Genomic DNA, 16,819 nt, shown 5'->3' with positions numbered 1-16,819 from the left:
TCGTGGAGATCGGGGCTGTTTCAGGCCGCAAACAATAGGAACCTGCAGATGACCGGATTGATCTGCTAGAGGTACTTCTTGAAGCTGCCCGCAGTCAGGCTCACGGCCAGTCCCAGCAAGGCGGCGCTCGGCAACAGGATCAGCAATGGATGCACCGAGATCGGCAGCGCCAGGTACGTGATCCACGGCAGCACGGCCAGCGGCATGAGGCTGGCTTTCGCACGGTGGTAGATGAACCCGGATTCGCGGCCCGCGCCGAACCTGCGCACGTCGCGTCGCACCAGACCGTCAATCAGACCGACGAAAGCGGCCGTGAAGATCAGTGGCAACGTGAGCACCAGGACCAGCAGGCGCACCAGGAAGGTCAGCGTCGTGAAGGCTGCGGCGATGAGGTAGCTCTCGGCCCAGACATAGACTTGGCTGATGTAGTAGCGGAAGTTGCGCGTCTGCTCGTGGCTGGGCGCGCGGACGCGCTCGGCGGTCTGGCTCATGCGCGCCAGCAGCCCCGAGCGAACGAACACCCATTCGTAGCCTGTATCCACCAACTCGTGCGCCGTGCGCCCTGGCTCCTGCACGACCACGCTGCGCGTGAAGTGGCTGGACAGGTGCCCAAGCTCGTACTGCAACATCTGCTGGGAATGGCGCCAGCCCTGATCCTTCCAGAACAGGTGCATGCCGACGCACTCCACCACGATCGAGAACAGCAGCGAGCCAATCAATACCCCGAGCAGGCGAAATGGCAAGGTGATGGTGCCGACGATCAGACCCTGGCGCTGGTTCTGCTCCCGCTGCGCGGTCGAGGCGGCGTCCTTCATGGCGCGGCCTCGTCGGTACTGTGGTCGGTGTCGGTGGCCACCGCAGCAGGCTCGGCTGGAGCAGCATCGTCCAGCAGGTCATCGGGCAAGGCCGCATCCTGCAAGGCAGGGGAGCTAGTGAAATCCCACCACTGCGTGGCCTCGCTGTAGCTCTGGCGCATGTATCCGGCCAGTTGCTGCAGATCCGCCGGCATCACTTCATCCGGGTCTGGTGTCGGCAGCGGCATGCGAACCTTCCAAAGCTGGCCGCCTTGCAGCAGCGCGAAGCACTGGCCTTTTGGCAGGCCGACTACGTGCGATGGCTCGATCATCGGCACGCTGGACATGCTGATGCGGTCCTGGGTGTTCGACGTGAAATCCGTCGCGCCACGGATGTCCGAGCTGTCGGTCGCCCCTGAGACGATGGTGGTGGTATAGACCTCGACCTTCGGCAACTGCCGCGTCAGCAGTTCGGCGGTGGCCGTCTCGCGCACGCGCAGCATGAACAGGTTGTTGAAGTTGCCGATCACCTGGCCAGCTTTCGCGCGGTTGCCGATACGGGCCTCGATGTCCGAGAGGGTCTGCGTGTACGCGGTGACTTGCAGCCCGGCGCCGCCGCCTTTGTTGATAAGCGGCACGAATTCGTCACCCATGAGTTCATTGAATTCATCCGCATGGACGTTGATCGGCACGCGCGCGCCAGCCGAAGCGTCAGGCAGGCCATCGTCGATCCCGTGCTTGTAGATATGACCCGCGACCGAAACCAGGTCGGAGAACATGGAGTTGCCGACCGCTGCGGCAACCTCGGCGTCGGACAGCGCGTCCAGTCCCACATAGACGATGGCGCGCTTCCTGATGACTTGCATCCAATCGAAGATCGGGCGCGGGTCGGTCAGGTCGGAGTAGTTCGGGGCCAGGAGTTGGGCGATCTTGCCGCTGGTGAGCTTTTCCAGCAGCGGCAGCAACGATGCGACGATCTTGTCGAAGTAGGTCTTGTCGTACCGAACTGCCGAGCGCAGGCCGTCGAGCACCGGGTCGTAGTTGCGCGCCTGGGAGAGGTACTGCTCCAGCGCGACCACGCGCTTCTCGCGCCCGATCATGTTGCGCGGGATGTTCTTCTCGTTGAGCTTGGCCTCGATCTGGACGATCACCTCCCAGGCCTTGGGCTCGGTCTTGGCGAAGTAGTGCTGGGCGTACTCGATAAACAGTGCGTCGATGTTGATGACGTGCCGCTGGATCAGCATGTAGTCCGGGCGCTGCCCCAGTTCCACCAAAGCGCGGGCAATGATGTTGACGAAGCGCCACGCGAACTCCCGGAAGGCCGCGCTGTTGCCTTCACCGGAGAGTTGCCCTGCGATACGGGTGGCGACTTCCGAGATGCGACCGAAGCGTCCTACCGCGTTGTAGCGGGCGCTGATTTCCGGCCAACCGAGATGGAAGATGTAGAACTCGCCTTCACGGCCTGTGCGCTGGGCTTCGACGTACATCCGCTTCAGGAGATCCGCGTCGCCCTTGGGATCGATAACGATCACGACCTCGTGCTCGCCGGCAGCGTTCTTGCGACGGATGTCCTGAGTCACAAACAGCTCGGCCAGCCGCGTCTTGCCCACGCGCGTCGTGCCCAGCACCAGCGAATGTCCGACGCGCTCACCCAGCGGCAGGCTGACGTCCACCTCGTCGGGTTCGATGCCATGCAGCCGCGGCAGGCCACCTACAGGTGGCAGCGGGCGCACAGGGTTGAAAGGAACGTCCCAGCCCGTGAGAGCGGAGAGCCGGGACAGCGGGAACGGCGCGAATTCCAGCCGTTCCTCCAGCCGACGCGCCAGGCGATAGGCCGGTGTCGGCTCCGCGTAGCGGCGAAACTCCGGCCGGTATGTCTGCATGAGCCTATGGGTGTGCTTCTGCTCCCACAGGAATCCGCGCCCGATGAAAAGCCGCTGCTGGCTGACGGGCACATCCTTGCTTGTCATCACGTAGCGCGGCAGGCGGCGGATGTTGCGCCTGTAACGCAGGATGACGCGAGCGTCGCGGTAGCGGATCGCGCCGTAGGCGCCGAACGCCAGGGCGCTGCCGACGCCCATGGCAGGGCTCAGCGCGAGCGACCACGGGGCCACCAGGGACAGAAACGCGGCGCCTGCACACGCTGCGACGGTGTATAGCTCCACCGCTGGGCGTAGCAGAACCTCGATCGGCTGTTTCCCCGACATGGCTTCATTGCTCGATGCCGGTGGCCGTGATCAGCGCCGGGTAGTGCCGCAGGCCCAGGCGATCGGCCAGGTCGTCTCCGGCTACGGGCGCGAGCGGCACGCCCGGCACCAGGGCACGCAGCCGTGCCAGGCCCTGCGCGGTCTCGACATTGACCACCAAGCCGACCGCGCCGCGTTCGCGCAAAGCAATGCCGCGGCGCTGCAACCAGGCCCGGGAGGCGTCGTCGTCGCCGATGACCACGAACGGCCGCAGGCCGGGCGCTTCGATCACGCGCCGCGCGACGGTGCCAGGCGTGAGTTTGGCGCTGCGCACCGGCAGCATCGCTGCCTCGTCCGCGGGTGTGGCGGGAACCTGTGGCGTCGGAATGGGCGGCCGGGCCGGGACATCGGCGCGCGGCTGGAGGTTGAGGGCCTCGTAGTACGGCAGCGCCGACGTGCCACCGCGATCTTCGACCACGATCAGCGGATCGCCGGCACGCGATGCCAGCGGCAGACCCGCCAGCAGCACAAGCAGGCCCCGCAGGGCCAGATGGGATTTCGTCATGGGGAAGTCTCCTGGCGCGTGGCGAGCACCGCGGCGTTTGGGCGTGCGCCCTGCACACGCGCGAGATGGCGCGACACGCTGCGCCGGTAGCGGGCGGCGGGCTCGCCGCCCGCAGGACGGTGGTAGCGGCCGATCGCCAACAGCCAGTCTTCGCCGGACGTGTGCTGCTCCTTCAGGATCTCAGCGGCGATGGCGAGGTTGCGATAAGGGTCCAGCAGGTCGCACGCGCTGGTGAAGCGGTGCTTGTGGTAACCGAGGTTGATCTGGCCCAGGCCTGCATCGATGCGCGTGTGGGGCGTGGCGCGCATTGCCTGTTGCAAGCCCGAGCAGGCGTCGGCGCGCGTGGCGAAGCGGCGCGACTGGCCGGCGACATTGAGGGACCACGGCCACGGGACGATGCGCCCGTTGCGCCGAACACCGCTCTCCTGCAAGGCCACGGCGTAGAGTACGGTCGAGGGGATGCCCGCCCGCTGTGCGGCGAGCTGGTAGGCCGGTGGTGGAACCTCCTGGGCATGGACGGCGCAGGCGCACAGGCCGGTAGCAAGCAGCAGTGCGCGCAAGAGCTGCGAGACGGAGGTCGCTACGGTTGACGCTGCCATTGGCCGTTCACCTCGCGCACAGCCGCGGGCAAGTCACCGGGCAGGCCCAGCGACAGCCAGCGGCCGCCGTCGTGGTTGAGGGTAATGCTGCCGCTGCGCACGCGCGCCGGGTCGATCTGCGCGCGCTTGGCCCAGTCGCGGATGCGTGCATCGTCCTGGCGGCTGCCCACCATATACAGGTCGAACTCGGCACCCGAGGATTGCAGGCGCTGCACGAGCTGCCCACAGGCCGCGCAGCCGTCCTTGACGAACACCGCCATTCGGCCGCTGCCGCGCGCGGTGCCGGCGCCCGGCCCGTCGTCGGGCAGGTTCACGCGCTGCATGCCGGGGTTCAGGCGCTGCCAGGCTTCGTCGTAGGCGCGTTGGTAGGCGAGCAACTTCTCGACGCGGCGTGCCTCGATTTGCACCTGCAGCTCTGCATAGCGCCGCCGTTCTTCGTCGGTGCGTGCCTCGATGCCTAGGGCAGACAGCGGGTCCAGGTTGGGCGAGTAGATGCCCAGCGGCCCATCCATCAGCTCGCGGTAACGCACCCATTCCTGGGGTTGGAGGCCCCAGTTGCTTGCTACTCGGTCGTCCAGGACGCGGGCGGCCAGCGGGCGCTCCTGGCTCTGCGCATTGCGGGCGGGAGCCGTGGCTGACTGCTGCGCCCACGCGGGCCACTGGACTGAAGCCAGTAGGAGTGCGGAAAGGATGATCGACGGCTTCATGTGGTGTGCTCCGATCAGGGAATCGCCACGCGACGGGTCTGGTCGCCGGCTTGGAACACCGCGGCGCTGCCATCGATTGCCTGCAAGCGCCATGGGCCGACCGCATCACCGGGCAGCAGCACCTGAAGCTGGTCGGGCGTGAAGTCCCCACTGCTCGGCGCGACGGACACGCTGCGCTGGCCTGCGCGCAGTTCGGCGCCGACGATGCGGAACGGCAATGGCGGCGGTTCAGACTTGGCTGCGGGCTTGCTCGATGTGCGCGGCTGGACGGGGGCTGCTGCACGCGCGGCGGTCTGGCGCGTCTTGATCTGCTCGATCTCCGCGCGCAGCGCCTGAAGGTCGTCGGCGGCTGCGTAGCCGCTTAGTGTTTTCTCAACCTGGGAAGCGCGTGCTTCCAGGATTTGGCGGGTGTCTTTGAGGTCCGCCGCCGTTGCGACGGCCGGACGCTGCTGGATGGTCTCGATGGCCTCGGCCAGGGCCACCGCCTGCGCTTCGAGGCGTTGCAGACGGGAATCGAGCCGTTCCTGGTCGGCCTGGTCGCTCATCGCCTGGTAGCCGAGGGCCACGATGACGCTTAGACCGAGCAGCCAGAGCCAGAGCAGGCTTTGCACCACCACGGCGGCGGTCGGGCGACGCGAAGATTGCGGAGCGTTCATGGCTGGCCTCCTGGAGTGGAAGGCATCAGCGGGAAGGTCTGCACCGCATCGGCGGCGGTCGGTTCGGGCATGGGTTCGGCGGCCACGCTGTCGCCGGGCCGCTCGAAGCAAATCTGTCGTGCGCGGTCATCCGCGTGCAGTTCCCAGGCCGGACCAGCCAGGGTGAGCAGCGCATCGCGCAAGGTCATGGGACCGAGATGCAGGTGCGCCGCCGGGAGTGGCAGCTTATACAGCTCGATCACGGCATGCGCCGTTTGGCACAGGCTGTAGCCGCTGCGCTTGAGCACATGCCGCAGCCCATCGCCGACCGTGGCGCGGGCATCCTCGGGCATCGACACGTCGATGGTCTGCAACAGCAGGTCGCGCTGCGCCGCTGTAGGGGCCAGTTCGACCAGCGTGTAGCGGGCGTAGCGCACGACCGGGATGTACTCGGGCGCTTCGGGTTCGGGCGCGGCCGAGACTTCCTCGATGGTGTCGGGCGCGACCGGCGCAGTCGTCGTCGCGCAGCCACCGGCCAGCACCGACCAAAGCAGGCCGAGAAATCCCGCCAGCAGGCGGCGTTCGGGATGGTGAAACCAGGGTGGAGAGGGGCACATAGCTCGGCGTCCTGAAACATCGAGCCCTCACCATCGCCGCTCGGGCTACGAGCGGCAGCAAACAATGCGAACCAGACAGCGCCCGATTTGCCGGCAGCGCCTTCACCAAAGAAAGGCCCCAAGTTGGGGCCTGTGAAAATGGGTCTCTTATTTCTCGTCGTCGATGCCCATGCGCTCACGCATTTCGGCGAGGAACGCCTCGGGGGCCATCAGACCATAGCGTGCCAGGCGCACAGGGATGTCCTCCGCATCGAGGTTCCCATCTTCGATGCGCTGTCGCAGGAAATCCGCAATCTCGGCTTCCAGCTTCCGTTGGGTGTCGATGGCTTCGGACGGTTGGGTGTTGGTATTCATGGAAATCTCCTTGGGATGAAAAAAGCGCAGCCACCTCCACGGAGAACGTGGGCGTGGCTGCAAGGTGGGAACAACAGAAATGCCGGCGGCGCTAGGCCGGCTTGTGGCGTGGGAATCAGGCGGCGACCAGTTGCCGGGCCAGTGCGACCTCGACGGAATCACCATCCTGGTTCAGGACATCCAGCCCCGATTCGGGTACATCGCCCGAGGTGGACTGCGAGACCATGATCTTCTTGGCCATCAGTTCGAGGCATGTCATCTGCGAGGAACCGGCGTAGCCGAGATAGATCACGCGCACGGGGTGCTTCTGCCCGATGCGCCAGGAGCGGCGTGCCGCCTGCTGGAGCGAGTACACGTTGTAGCCCGACTGCATGAACACGATCGTCGGGAACTCCAACAGATCCAGCCCCGTCTTGACCAGCTCGGGGTTGGTGATGAGCACGTCGATGCCACGGTCCAGTTGCTCGGCGATCCAGTCTTCGCGGCGGCTGGCGTCCACGCTCGCGCGCAGCACCGCCACCTTGAAGCCCTCCTGCTCCAGCAGCACCTTCAGGCGCGACGTGGTGTCGCGCGTGCCGGTATAGACCGTGTAGGCCAGAACCTTGCGGCCTTGCGCCTTCTCCTCTTTGCAGATGTCGATCAGCTCGCGCTCTTTCGGTGTCACCTCGAACTCGTTGAACTGAGCCGGGACGAACGCCAAGGTGTTGCGCGTGCGCGGATGCACCACGGTCTCCGACCGGAAGCAGCAATCCGGCCAGGCCAGCAGCACGTTGAGGACCACACCCAGCAAGGTCGTATCGCGTCGCGCCAGAGCCTGTTTCAGCTCCGCGGTCAGCCGACCCGCCAGATCGCGGTAGGCCGCGGCTTGCGCCGTGTCCATCGCGACTTCGCGGAACTCCTCGTCATACGGCGGCAGGACGTTGCCGCCGATGTCCTTGAGCTTGAGGAAGATCGTGAACGGCAGGATGCAGCGCAAGACGCCCTTGGGGCCGAAGCCCGGAGCCTTGACCGTGCGCACCGATACCTTGGTGCCCTTGGCCGTCTTGTGCGCCGTGCCGGTGCTCTCGGAGTAGATGTCCTTCAAGACCCCGTGATCGCGCATGAACGCCATCGCAGCCGAGGTCATGCTGCCGCTCGTGGTCGGGCGGTAGCCGTCTTCGATCATCCGCCCAGGCAGGGCTCGGAACAGCAGATAGAACAGGTCGTCCCCATAGCCGCCCATCAGCGTGCCAGTCAGCAGCAAGGTCTTGCGAGCCTTCGCCGCCAGCACGCCCATGGCCTGGCCTTGGGCACTGCCGCCGTTCTTGTACTCATGGGCCTCGTCGGCGATGAGCAGGTCGAACGTGCCTTGCGGCAGGTACCTCTTGATGAACTCGGACGGTTGGTAGCCGCCCTCGCCGAAGCCGAACTCCATGTTGGCCATCGCGCGTTCCATGCGCGTGGCCTGACGGTCGGAAAAGACCAGTTCGCCGTTGCCGTCCATGAGGTTGATGAACTCATGCACGTTGTCCCCCAACATCGAGGCAAGGAAACCATCACCGAAGCGCTTCATGAGCTTCTGCGCGGTGATTTCCCCGATGGTCGGGATGCGCTTCAAGGCTTTGAGGACGGCCGAGGACTGATCGCTGCCGGACAGGCTGCGCGGGCGGATCAGCGTCCACAAGGGCGCGGCGCAATGGCTGCACTTCCTGCGGTACTCCTCGGCTTCAAGCGCGACCGGGTTGACCGGCTCGCCGTCGAGGTCGGTGATGACCGTGCCGCAGTCCGGGCATGCGGCGACGTCGCCGTGGCGGGTGCGTCGCTGGGTGAAGACAGGCTTCCAGTGGAAGCCCATCCGCATCCTCACGCGGCCCAGGACGAAGAACTCCTGACCCGTGGGCTGCACACCCAACTGCTCACGCAGCTTGATGAGCTTGACGAGCGTATCCGGCCCGTTAAGCACCCACACTTTGGCGCCCGCTACCGTCTCCTGGATCTCGCGCCGCCACTTGTAAACAAGGTGCGGCGGCGAAAGAACCAAGGTGCGGCGGTAGCCTTCGGCGTTGAGCACGGCGGCCGTGGCGATGCCGACGGTCGTCTTGCCGCAGCCCATTTCGCCATTGACGATCGCGGCATGTTCGCCACGGTCAATCAGCAGCTCGGCGGCGGCATGGACGACTTCGGCCTGGGCCTGGAACAGCTTGCGCTTGAGGCTGGCGACGATGAGCTGGCGATGTGCCTGCGGTTGGCCGGTATAGACCGGCGGATTAGCGCTGTTGAGGGCGTCGAGCAGTTCGTCGCCGAACTCGCCGACGAAATCCTGAAGGCTCAGGGTCAGAGGGGAAGATTCCGCATCGAGCAGTTCGCCCTGTACGGGCGCGGCTTCAGCGGCATTGGTTTCGAGATCGAGGGACATGGTGATGCTCCAAAGAAAATGGGGCATGCACCACCCCCAGCGGGGCAGTGGCATGCCCCGTGGTGGGAAGTAAATCGGCGCGTGGCCGAAGGTGGTTGAAGGTGCTGGCCTGGATGGCCAGCGGGTGAACCGTGCTCAGTCCTCGGACGGCAGAACGATGACGGTGGCGCGGCGCTCCGCGTCGGTAACGATGCGAATGGCCAGCCCCGGGTGGATCACGTAGTGCGATGCCAGCGAAGCACCTGATTGAAGTGCGGTGCTGTTGGCCTGCCATTGCTGGACGTTGACGTCGCCCCAGTCACCACGGGTGTGGCGCCTGAAGTACGGGATCGGGTCGAGGCGACCCGAGCGGACCAGGCGGTCAATGCCTTTGCTGAAGATAAGCGCCCCGATGGGGAACGCCAGCCTCTGGCAGTAGGTTTCGATGCGATGTGATGCCATGGGCTCCTCCTTGAAAGGTTATTGAGCCACGACACCCCTGGCGGAGTGAAGTGGCTCCGTCAGGTGGATGGGATGACGAGGTGGTGCCTTCAGATCAGGTCGCGCTCTTCGGGAAGCTGGACCACCGTGGTCTGGTGGTCTTCGCTGGTCTTCACGATCAGCACCAACTCCGGCGTGATGCGGTACTGGGAGATCATCAGGTTGTCCTGATCGAGTGCGACATCGTTGGCCTGGCGGGTGGCCTCGTCGATCTCGCCCCAGTCGCCGCGCACGTGGCGCTGTACATAGGACAAGGGATCGATGAGACCTCGGCGGGCCAGCCAGTGCACCTTTTCGCTCAACTGCAACGAGGCCGGTGCGAACAAGGGTTGCTTGTGCGGCGCGGGCCGCTGGAACAGACGTGAGAGCATGGTGTTTCTCCTTCGATGAAGTGCAGCAGGACGTCAGGCGTCCGGGGGATTAGCGGATGGTCAGCACCTCGCCCCGTGTCGGGGAGCCAGGCGTCATGTCCCACGCGCGGATGACGGGCACGAACTTGTCGGTGAGGATGCGGGTCTCGGCGATGGAGCCGTCGTCGCGTTCGGTGAATTCCCGCTGGAGCGTCTTGTCCTTGTGGGTGTCACCCTTGACGACGAGCACGCGCCCGGTCTGGGAGCGCACGACGCCGGAAATCGCACCCGCGGCCAAAGCCAGGGCGAGATGCCAGTGGGACAAGGCCCGCGCCGGTGGACGCAGCGATTGCTGCGCGGCCCCTAGGTGCGTGTCCAGAGACGGCCAGAGACCTTGCAGCCTGCCAACCTCGTCGGTGAACTGTTCGGGCTCCATCGTCACGCGGAAGAAGTGCTCCGGCTCGGCCGGACTGGCGGGGACGATGTACGGCAGGAACGGCCAGTCGCTCGGCAGTTCCTCGGGTTCGACTTCGCCAAGCCCAACCTGCAGCAGCAGATTGCGCACGGCCTTAATCGAATCCGACGCCAGCTCGCGCTGACGCACCCGACGGCCGAAGATCACCACCTGCTTGAACTGCGTCTCCACCGCTCGGTAGATGCGCAGGTCCGTGTAGTGGCGTGTCAGCCAGCCGACCAGCTCCGCGTCGAGCACGTAGCCGGGGACGATGAAGACCAGCACGCCGCCGTATTGCAGCAACGACAGACTGCGCTGATAGAACAGCTTTTCGAGACGGGCGCGGCCTTGGCCCTGATAGCCGATGTTGCCGTTGATGTCCTTGGACAGGTCGCCATACGGCGGATTCAGCCAGAGCAGCCCGAAGGACTGCTTGGAGACCATCGTGTCCATCAGGTCCGCGTGTAGGCAGTGATCGACCAGGCCGCGGGCATGGCGTGCCCGCTCCGCGTCGAACTCGACCGCGAACGCCTTGGCCTGCTCGCGCCCGAGGGCGTGGGCGGCTTCGGCGATCGCCACGCCTTCGCCGGCGCAGGGATCAAGGATGCACATCGGCCCGTCGCTGGGCATCAGTGCGTTGAGGGCTCTTTCGAGCGTGGGTTCGTCGGTTGGGTAGTAACCGTTCTTGGCGAAATTGCGGGCGAGCCGCGGGAACATGAGGGCCATGGAAGTCTCCTGGTTGGCGGGGGATGAATGGCGGAAGCACGCCAAGGCGTGCCTCCGTGGGTGGGTCAGGCCGCTACCGCTTCCGGCGTCCAGATCTTGGCCGGATACGGATAGGCCGTGAGCACGTCACTGCGGATCAGGGAACCCAGCGCCAGGGTCAGCGCCGGCACGTCGATGGCGAGCCGATGGCCTTCCAACGGCCCGAGGGCGAACGGAAGGCGGGCCAGCATCTCGCGGGTTTGCAGCAGTTCCAGCACGGTCTCGCGCCAGTGGTCGAGCAGCGGCAACGGGCAGGTGTCCCGCACCAGCATCCACAGGCGGTCAAGCCGGTGGGCGCTGCCCTGTGGCAGCAGTGCCAGTGCGCTGGCGTTGGCCTTGTCGGGCTTGACGCAGCGCCGGTCGAACAGCCACACGTTGGAGAGCGATCCGAACAGCGTTCGCCGGTAAGCGCGCGTGATGCGCTTTTCCAGGCGATCGACGTTGCCGATGAACACCGGGACGCTGCCGCCCTGGTCGGTGATGACGTGGAACTGGTCCAGTCCCTGCTCGTCGCGCCCGAGGGTCAGGCGAGCGAGGAACTGCTGGACGGCGGTGTCGCGCGCCCAGATGGACAGGAAGATCAGGTTGCCCTGGTCATCGCCGACGCAGGCGTCGGCCATCACGTCCGGGCATTCGTCGATGCGGTACAGCGTGGAAGAAGTATTGGTGGGCATGGTGGTGTCCTCGGATGAACGGGAACAGCATCGCCCGCTGGGGCAAGTACTGCCCCGGGGGGTGGAAGAAAATCGCTCAGTCCGGCTCGAACTGCCGGGTGTGCGGGTTGAAGTGAAGCGCCTCGTCCACCGCGGTGATCGGCGTGAAGCCGTCCAGGTAGATGTTGTTGAGGTACTGGTCGCGGTAGGTCAGTGCCTGCCGTGCCTGCTCCTCGGTGAGGCCGTTGTCGATGAAGTACCCCAGCATTTCTTCGTCGGAGGAAAGTTCGTCGTTGGACAAACTGCCTTCAACGAGCTTCAACAGCGAGGCGGGGAGCGCAGCCAGGATCGGGTCCATGTCGGTTCCTCCTGACTCAGGCCAACAGCGCCGCGGCGGGTGCCGTGGATGCCGTGGGGGTGCGACGCCGCGCGTGGTAGGCGCGAACGCCTGCACGCCAGTCGGCGGACTGCTCCGGCGCCATGTCGAGGTAGCTCAACGGGCACGAGTAGTAGTACGGGTGCATGGACTCGTCCAGCGGCTTGTAGCCCCACTGGTTGCCGCTGCGTTCCAGAAGATCGCAGCGGATGTAGCGCAGGGACTGGCCCGGTGCGAGATCACGATGCACGCCTTCGGCCTTGGCCGTCACTTCCGCGACGGACCAGAGGACGTTGCCGCGCAGCGTGTGGGCGATGACCTTCACGCTGGCGCGCTCGGTCTCCTGCTGTGCGATCAGTTCCGCGATCAGTTCAGACCGCGATTGAGGTGAGAAATACCAGCCCATGAGAGGCCTCCTGAAGAAGTAAAGCCGGAGGCCTCCCCGTGGGGAAGAACCCCCAGCGGGTGATGGAAATGCCGCGTGTGCGGCGAAGGAACCTATGCTTTGCCCTCAGTCCCAGTCGTCATCGTCGCGATCACAACCGGCCGGGCAGTAGCCGAACTCGATCCCATGCGAGCAGTAGCCATGCTCCGCATTCCAGTCCTGGGTTTCCTGCCGTTCGGCAGGTGTTGCGTAGTCCCATTCCCGGGTCGCGATTTCCAGCGCTTGAGTGCGCTGGTCATGCGGCAACCGACTGGCTTGCGCGTCGATCTCCGAGCTGAAAAGCGTGACCCAGTGATCCCAGGACAGGCCGCAACCACGTTGGGCATGCTCGGCGGCCGTCTTGCAAACGGCGCGCCACGCGGTTTCGTCCAGCGCGGAACGGGGTGTATCGCAAGCGATGGTGGACATGATGGAGACCTCCAGAAGAAAGCCGAGGCCTCCCCCCGCATGGGGAAGGAACCCCGGCGGGTGGATGAAGAACACCGCGGATGCGGCGTCCGCAATCACGCAGGTTGCAGTTCGGCCTGGCGGCTCCACTCCTGCGTCTTGAAGTCCAGCGCGTAGCCCAGTTCGCCCAGGCGGGCGATCTGCGCGCGCAGGGCGCGGCGGTCGATGGTCGAATCCAGCTTCACGGACTCGCCCAGCGGCCACAACAGGCCGAACAGCGCGGCGTCGCCATCCTCGGTGCTGCCGGCGGCAGCAGCCGCAGCAGGCGGCGCGTCCACGCCGAAGGGCGTGGTATCGACCAGCGGGTCCGCGGACGCCTGCACGGGTGCAGGTTTGGCGGACCTGGATGCCTTGGCGGGCTTGGCCGGCGTTGCCACAGGCTGCGTCCCTTGCTCTTCATCGAGCGGATCGACTTCCTGCGGGGCGAAGCTATGTGCTTCGGCCTTGCTCAGCTTGTCGATGCCGAAAAGTGTCATACCGTCCAGGTTGGCGCGCATCTCGAAACGCATGCTGCCGTCGCTGATCGGATAGCCTTTGAGGAAGATGTAGCGAAGAACGAACTCCCCTTGGTACTTGCCCTCGGGGTATTGCTCCAACTCCGCGTCTTTAATCGTGAATTTTCCGAGTTGGCATTCGAGCTTGCCAACATTGAACTTTCCGTTGCGGCCGTGAATGGTGCGCAGCGCGAGCTGGCCCGGGACGATGATGGGCGTGGCCGATTTCTCGGGTGCCGATGTGACTGCCATGATGCTTCTCCTTGAGGAATAGGAAAAAGGCAAGGCCCCGTGAGGGGCCATGCCGGATCAGAACGAAGCAGCCAATGCCGGCTCCTGCTCTTCGACTTCACCTGCGGGCTCGCGCTCGGCGGGCTTGACAGGCTGGTCGGCAGCGGTGTCGGCGGCGTCCTCGGCTTCGGGCGCGGGTGCGTCCTCGGCCTGCGCCTGGTTCGTCGGATAGACCTGCGTGCCGTCGATCTTGATCAGACCGATGTGGATCAGCGTCGATTCCAGGCTCGCTCCCGGCTCCCCGGCGCGCTCACCCTTGGTGCGGATGTACGGATCGATCTTCATGTCGTTCAACTTGAAGGCGATCAGCACCTTGCGGTCCCCTTCGATGGCCTGCACGCACCGGCGAACCAGGTGCTCGGCTTCAGGGGTGGCGACGATGGTGTCGAAGTACCGATAGTCCGGTTCACCGACAGGCCCGGCCAGAGCCGCGACGCAGCACGACAGGAACGGATCGCCATCCTTGGGGGTGACGTCCTTCGGACGGCTAAGGTAGCCGATGCCGCGGGTGATCAGCTCGTGCTGCTTGATGGAAGCCAGTTCGGCCCGGTCAAGCGGCTCGGCCTTGAGCAGTCGCGCCTTGAGAGACGCGGCGGCTTCACCCTTGCGCTCGCCCTTGTCGCGGATGTACGCATCGCCCCACAGGTCGCCGAGGCGGAAGCGCACCAGCGGGCGCTGCTTGGGATCGTCAACGCCGATGTAGCGCTGGACGAGGTTCTTGGCCTCGGCACCCGAGACCTTGACGTCGAAGTAGCGGTAGCTGGGGTCCCTGGCGGGGCCGACCAGCGCGGCAACGGTGCATGCCAGGAAAGGCTGCGCACGGCGGCCGCCCCGGACAGGCACTTCACGGACACGCTGGATATAGCCGATGCCCGAGGTGTGGAGGTCGAAATACGATTTCTCGTTGGACGTGGTGTTCATGGTGAATCTCCATAGGGAAGAAGCGGAGACACACCAGCCCCACGCATGCGGGGAAAGGTGCGTAACCCCGCGGTGGGTCGATAAGGCGAAAGCATCCGCCACCAGAGACTGGTGGCCGCTCGCGGATGGATGCGGTGCGAGCTGGCTCGGTCACGCAGTGGGAACTGCGACGCAACCTCGAAGACCGATGGTTGCCCGGCATGTCGCTGACAACGTCAGCAGGCATGGGGTCAGCATGGCCGGGCCTCGCGCGCGCGACAGCAATCAATCGGCATCCGGGCGCTTCCCATTTTTTCCAGGCTGCCCAGTTCCGCCCAAAAGAAAGCCCCCGAAATGGGGGCTTCAAGGGGTATGCGGACATTTTTGGACTACGCCGATTCCACCGCCGCCAGTGACAGATACGTAGCGGTGGCGGACAGCTCCAGATCATCTGAGCTTTGCAGAATGCGAGTGAAAACGCTGTCTTTCGGGTCGAAGAACTCGCCGAAGTCGTCGCCGCCAAGCTCGGCGCGTGCCAGTTCCCACCAGTCATCGAACGGGTCGGTATCCGGGTTGCAGCCGACGGCATAGGCCAGCAGCTTCACGCGGCCATCGGGGCGGCGCTCTCCGCGCTCGGCGAGGAAGTACACGCCCTGGTCCTTGGCCAGGGCGACGCGGCATTGGTTGGCGATGGCCTCGGCAAGCACGGGGCGCAGGTCGGAGCCTCTGAATCGCAGTGACATGGTTGAAATCTCCTGTATGGATGAAGAAAAAAAGCCCTCCACCGAAACGGATGGAAGGCTTGTGGGGCAGTCGCCGATAGGCTGTGGACTGATCAGTCGTGCCGCTAGGCTTCCTGTCTGGCACGTCAGGCTGGAATCGCCTGACGTTGCCGAGAGGCTTTGGCGTCGATCATGCTCACGTCGATCAGGCGCCAGCGCCCGTCGTCGATGAGCCGCTCCAGCACTTCACCGAGCATGTCGAAATACACCCCGTCGTGCCTATCGATCAACTCACCGTCGCGGTGCAGCTCCACCACGTAGGTGTCGCCGCCACGGTCGTAGAGGATCGTCACCTGACCCTCGAACTTGGTGGTTGAGACCGTGAAGCTGATCGCCGGCGGGGTCTCGATGATCTTGGAGGGCTTGGGATCGACCCAGGCGAAGTCGCGGGCACCTGCATCGACCAGCATGTGGGTGATGCACCGGAACCCGTCGGGCGCGGGCATCTCCTCCAACTGCTCGATGAGTTGGCCCAGCTCCATGCACTGCGGCTCGGGAATGGGCAGCTTGGCGGGTGCTTTGCCAAGGATATGCCTCGTGATGGTGTAAGGCGTGCCATCCGAAGTCTTCTCGGTGACGACTTCCGGGGTGTCCGCGCGCAGCCCGTCGAAACGTCGCCGGGCGTAGGGTTGGACATGGACCTTGGCGCCCTCGCTGGGAACGGTGGTCACCAGGTTGGGATCGAGCACGGCGAACTCGGAAGGCTTGAGCTTGACGACGATGGCATCGTCGGTCGCGGAGACTACCTTGCCGTTGAAGGGCTGAGGGTCGATGGCGAAGCCCAACGTCGAGGACTGCGGCTGATCATCGAATACGCGGTATTTGAACGAACGCACGTTACGAGGGACATGGCCCGCGACAAGCGAAGGCATCATGGATTTGATGAGGGAACGGTCCATGGGAATCTCCTTGAGGAAGAACAAGGGATTCCCCGCCCGCAAGGGAGAGGTCCCTTGTGGGTGGCGTGAACGGACGGGGTACGTCCATAGAAAGAAACGACCAGCACGGTTTCCCGCACTTGCAGCCTTGAAGGTCTCGGCTGCCAGGGCATGTGTCGGCAACGCCGACGAACATGGAGCAAGGATGGCTCTGGAATGGGCGGCCTGCTTGCAAGAAATCGCACAGCGTCGCACCCGCTTTCCTGCGCTGCGGACAAGAAAAAGCCCCTCGAAAGGGGCTTGGTTGGGTCAGGCTTCGTACACGAAGTAGTGCTCGCGCTGATGTGGGAAGAAGACATGCTTCCATGTATCGCCGCTGGTGTTGCCACCGTCGAAGACGACCATTTCGTAGTCGTCAATGTCGGTGTCCACCAGGTCGGCGCTGGCGATATGGCGCATGTGCAGCGTGCCGCTCATGCGCTCGAATACCAGGATCTGGCCGATGGCGTCGTCCTGGCCCATGGCATTGACGCAGGCGCCGAGCTGGTGCTCGAAGTCTGGCGTGCGCGAGATGAGGTCGGGGAACATGAGGTTGCTCCTATGAAAATGGACCAGCCCGGCTCCGGGAGGGAGACGGGCCGGTATGGGGGAG

General features: G+C 65.0%; 21 protein-coding genes. All 21 read right to left on the bottom strand.

Annotated elements, in window-relative coordinates; translation table 11 throughout:
• Positions 1 to 65: 65 nt before the first annotated feature.
• The gene (locus CCX87_RS11980) at positions 66 to 815 is read right to left on the bottom strand and encodes a TIGR03747 family integrating conjugative element membrane protein (protein ID WP_033972371.1); all 750 of its coding nucleotides are present in this window, start codon (positions 813 to 815) and stop codon (positions 66 to 68) included.
• Positions 812 to 3,001, bottom strand: coding sequence for a type IV conjugative transfer system coupling protein TraD (gene traD, locus CCX87_RS11975; protein WP_033972370.1), 2,190 nt, complete (start codon positions 2,999 to 3,001; stop codon positions 812 to 814). The genes CCX87_RS11980 and traD overlap by 4 nt, the downstream gene beginning before the upstream one ends.
• 4 nt (positions 3,002 to 3,005) lie before the next feature.
• Positions 3,006 to 3,545, bottom strand: coding sequence for an integrating conjugative element protein (locus CCX87_RS11970; RefSeq protein WP_029886384.1), 540 nt, complete (start codon positions 3,543 to 3,545; stop codon positions 3,006 to 3,008).
• Positions 3,542 to 4,144 (bottom strand): transglycosylase SLT domain-containing protein, encoded by a 603-nt coding sequence (locus tag CCX87_RS11965; protein WP_029886383.1) that lies wholly within the window; start codon positions 4,142 to 4,144, stop codon positions 3,542 to 3,544. Before CCX87_RS11965 ends, CCX87_RS11970 begins: the two co-directional genes overlap by 4 nt.
• On the bottom strand, positions 4,126 to 4,851 hold the full coding sequence (locus CCX87_RS11960; RefSeq protein ID WP_009459680.1) for a TIGR03759 family integrating conjugative element protein: 726 nt from the start codon (positions 4,849 to 4,851) through the stop codon (positions 4,126 to 4,128). Before CCX87_RS11960 ends, CCX87_RS11965 begins: the two co-directional genes overlap by 19 nt.
• A 14-nt stretch (positions 4,852 to 4,865) precedes the next feature.
• Entirely contained in the window at positions 4,866 to 5,507 is a 642-nt protein-coding gene (locus CCX87_RS11955) for a hypothetical protein (RefSeq protein ID WP_029886382.1), read from the bottom strand.
• Positions 5,504 to 6,103, bottom strand: a complete 600-nt coding sequence (gene pilL2, locus CCX87_RS11950) for a PFGI-1 class ICE element type IV pilus protein PilL2 (protein WP_029886381.1) — start codon at positions 6,101 to 6,103, stop codon at positions 5,504 to 5,506. Before pilL2 ends, CCX87_RS11955 begins: the two co-directional genes overlap by 4 nt.
• Before the next feature lie 147 nt (positions 6,104 to 6,250).
• On the bottom strand, positions 6,251 to 6,457 hold the full coding sequence (locus CCX87_RS11945) for a hypothetical protein (RefSeq protein ID WP_009459683.1): 207 nt from the start codon (positions 6,455 to 6,457) through the stop codon (positions 6,251 to 6,253).
• A 115-nt stretch (positions 6,458 to 6,572) separates the two neighbouring features.
• A complete protein-coding gene (locus CCX87_RS11940) occupies positions 6,573 to 8,852 on the bottom strand; it encodes a helicase-related protein (protein WP_033972367.1) in 2,280 nt (759 codons plus the stop codon).
• 135 nt (positions 8,853 to 8,987) lie between these two features.
• The gene (locus CCX87_RS11935) at positions 8,988 to 9,293 is read right to left on the bottom strand and encodes a hypothetical protein (RefSeq protein WP_009459685.1); all 306 of its coding nucleotides are present in this window, start codon (positions 9,291 to 9,293) and stop codon (positions 8,988 to 8,990) included.
• Between the two features lie 89 nt (positions 9,294 to 9,382).
• Positions 9,383 to 9,703, bottom strand: coding sequence for a hypothetical protein (locus CCX87_RS11930; protein WP_033972366.1), 321 nt, complete (start codon positions 9,701 to 9,703; stop codon positions 9,383 to 9,385).
• A 49-nt stretch (positions 9,704 to 9,752) separates the two neighbouring features.
• Entirely contained in the window at positions 9,753 to 10,931 is a 1,179-nt protein-coding gene (locus CCX87_RS11925) for a DUF6094 domain-containing protein (RefSeq protein WP_371039864.1), read from the bottom strand.
• On the bottom strand, positions 10,928 to 11,575 hold the full coding sequence (locus CCX87_RS11920) for a hypothetical protein (RefSeq protein WP_033972364.1): 648 nt from the start codon (positions 11,573 to 11,575) through the stop codon (positions 10,928 to 10,930). The genes CCX87_RS11925 and CCX87_RS11920 overlap by 4 nt, the downstream gene beginning before the upstream one ends.
• A gap of 76 nt (positions 11,576 to 11,651) precedes the next feature.
• Complete coding sequence (locus tag CCX87_RS11915) at positions 11,652 to 11,912, bottom strand: hypothetical protein (RefSeq protein ID WP_033972363.1); 261 nt, start codon at positions 11,910 to 11,912, stop codon at positions 11,652 to 11,654.
• A 16-nt stretch (positions 11,913 to 11,928) separates the two neighbouring features.
• The gene (locus CCX87_RS11910) at positions 11,929 to 12,336 is read right to left on the bottom strand and encodes a hypothetical protein (protein WP_033972362.1); all 408 of its coding nucleotides are present in this window, start codon (positions 12,334 to 12,336) and stop codon (positions 11,929 to 11,931) included.
• Between the two features lie 105 nt (positions 12,337 to 12,441).
• Positions 12,442 to 12,783 carry a hypothetical protein gene (locus CCX87_RS11905; protein ID WP_033972400.1) on the bottom strand — a complete coding sequence of 114 codons (342 nt, stop codon included), beginning with the start codon at positions 12,781 to 12,783 and terminating at the stop codon, positions 12,442 to 12,444.
• A 95-nt stretch (positions 12,784 to 12,878) separates the two neighbouring features.
• Positions 12,879 to 13,568 (bottom strand): DUF3275 family protein, encoded by a 690-nt coding sequence (locus CCX87_RS11900; protein WP_033972360.1) that lies wholly within the window; start codon positions 13,566 to 13,568, stop codon positions 12,879 to 12,881.
• A gap of 57 nt (positions 13,569 to 13,625) precedes the next feature.
• On the bottom strand, positions 13,626 to 14,528 hold the full coding sequence (locus CCX87_RS11895; protein ID WP_033972358.1) for a DUF3577 domain-containing protein: 903 nt from the start codon (positions 14,526 to 14,528) through the stop codon (positions 13,626 to 13,628).
• Positions 14,529 to 14,896: 368 nt separating this feature from the next.
• Positions 14,897 to 15,250: a DUF3085 domain-containing protein gene (locus CCX87_RS11885; RefSeq protein WP_009459699.1), complete on the bottom strand. Its 354-nt coding sequence runs from the start codon at positions 15,248 to 15,250 to the stop codon at positions 14,897 to 14,899.
• A 125-nt stretch (positions 15,251 to 15,375) separates the two neighbouring features.
• Entirely contained in the window at positions 15,376 to 16,188 is an 813-nt protein-coding gene (locus tag CCX87_RS11880) for a hypothetical protein (protein ID WP_033972355.1), read from the bottom strand.
• A gap of 288 nt (positions 16,189 to 16,476) precedes the next feature.
• Positions 16,477 to 16,755 (bottom strand): hypothetical protein, encoded by a 279-nt coding sequence (locus CCX87_RS11875; protein WP_033972353.1) that lies wholly within the window; start codon positions 16,753 to 16,755, stop codon positions 16,477 to 16,479.
• Positions 16,756 to 16,819: the final 64 nt, after the last annotated feature.

The sequence above is a fragment of the Acidovorax sp. T1 genome (assembly GCF_002176815.1).
Classification (GTDB): domain Bacteria; phylum Pseudomonadota; class Gammaproteobacteria; order Burkholderiales; family Burkholderiaceae_C; genus Acidovorax.
The sequence above is the reverse complement of the archived record's forward strand: the minus strand, read 5'-3'. Positions and strand labels throughout refer to the sequence as shown.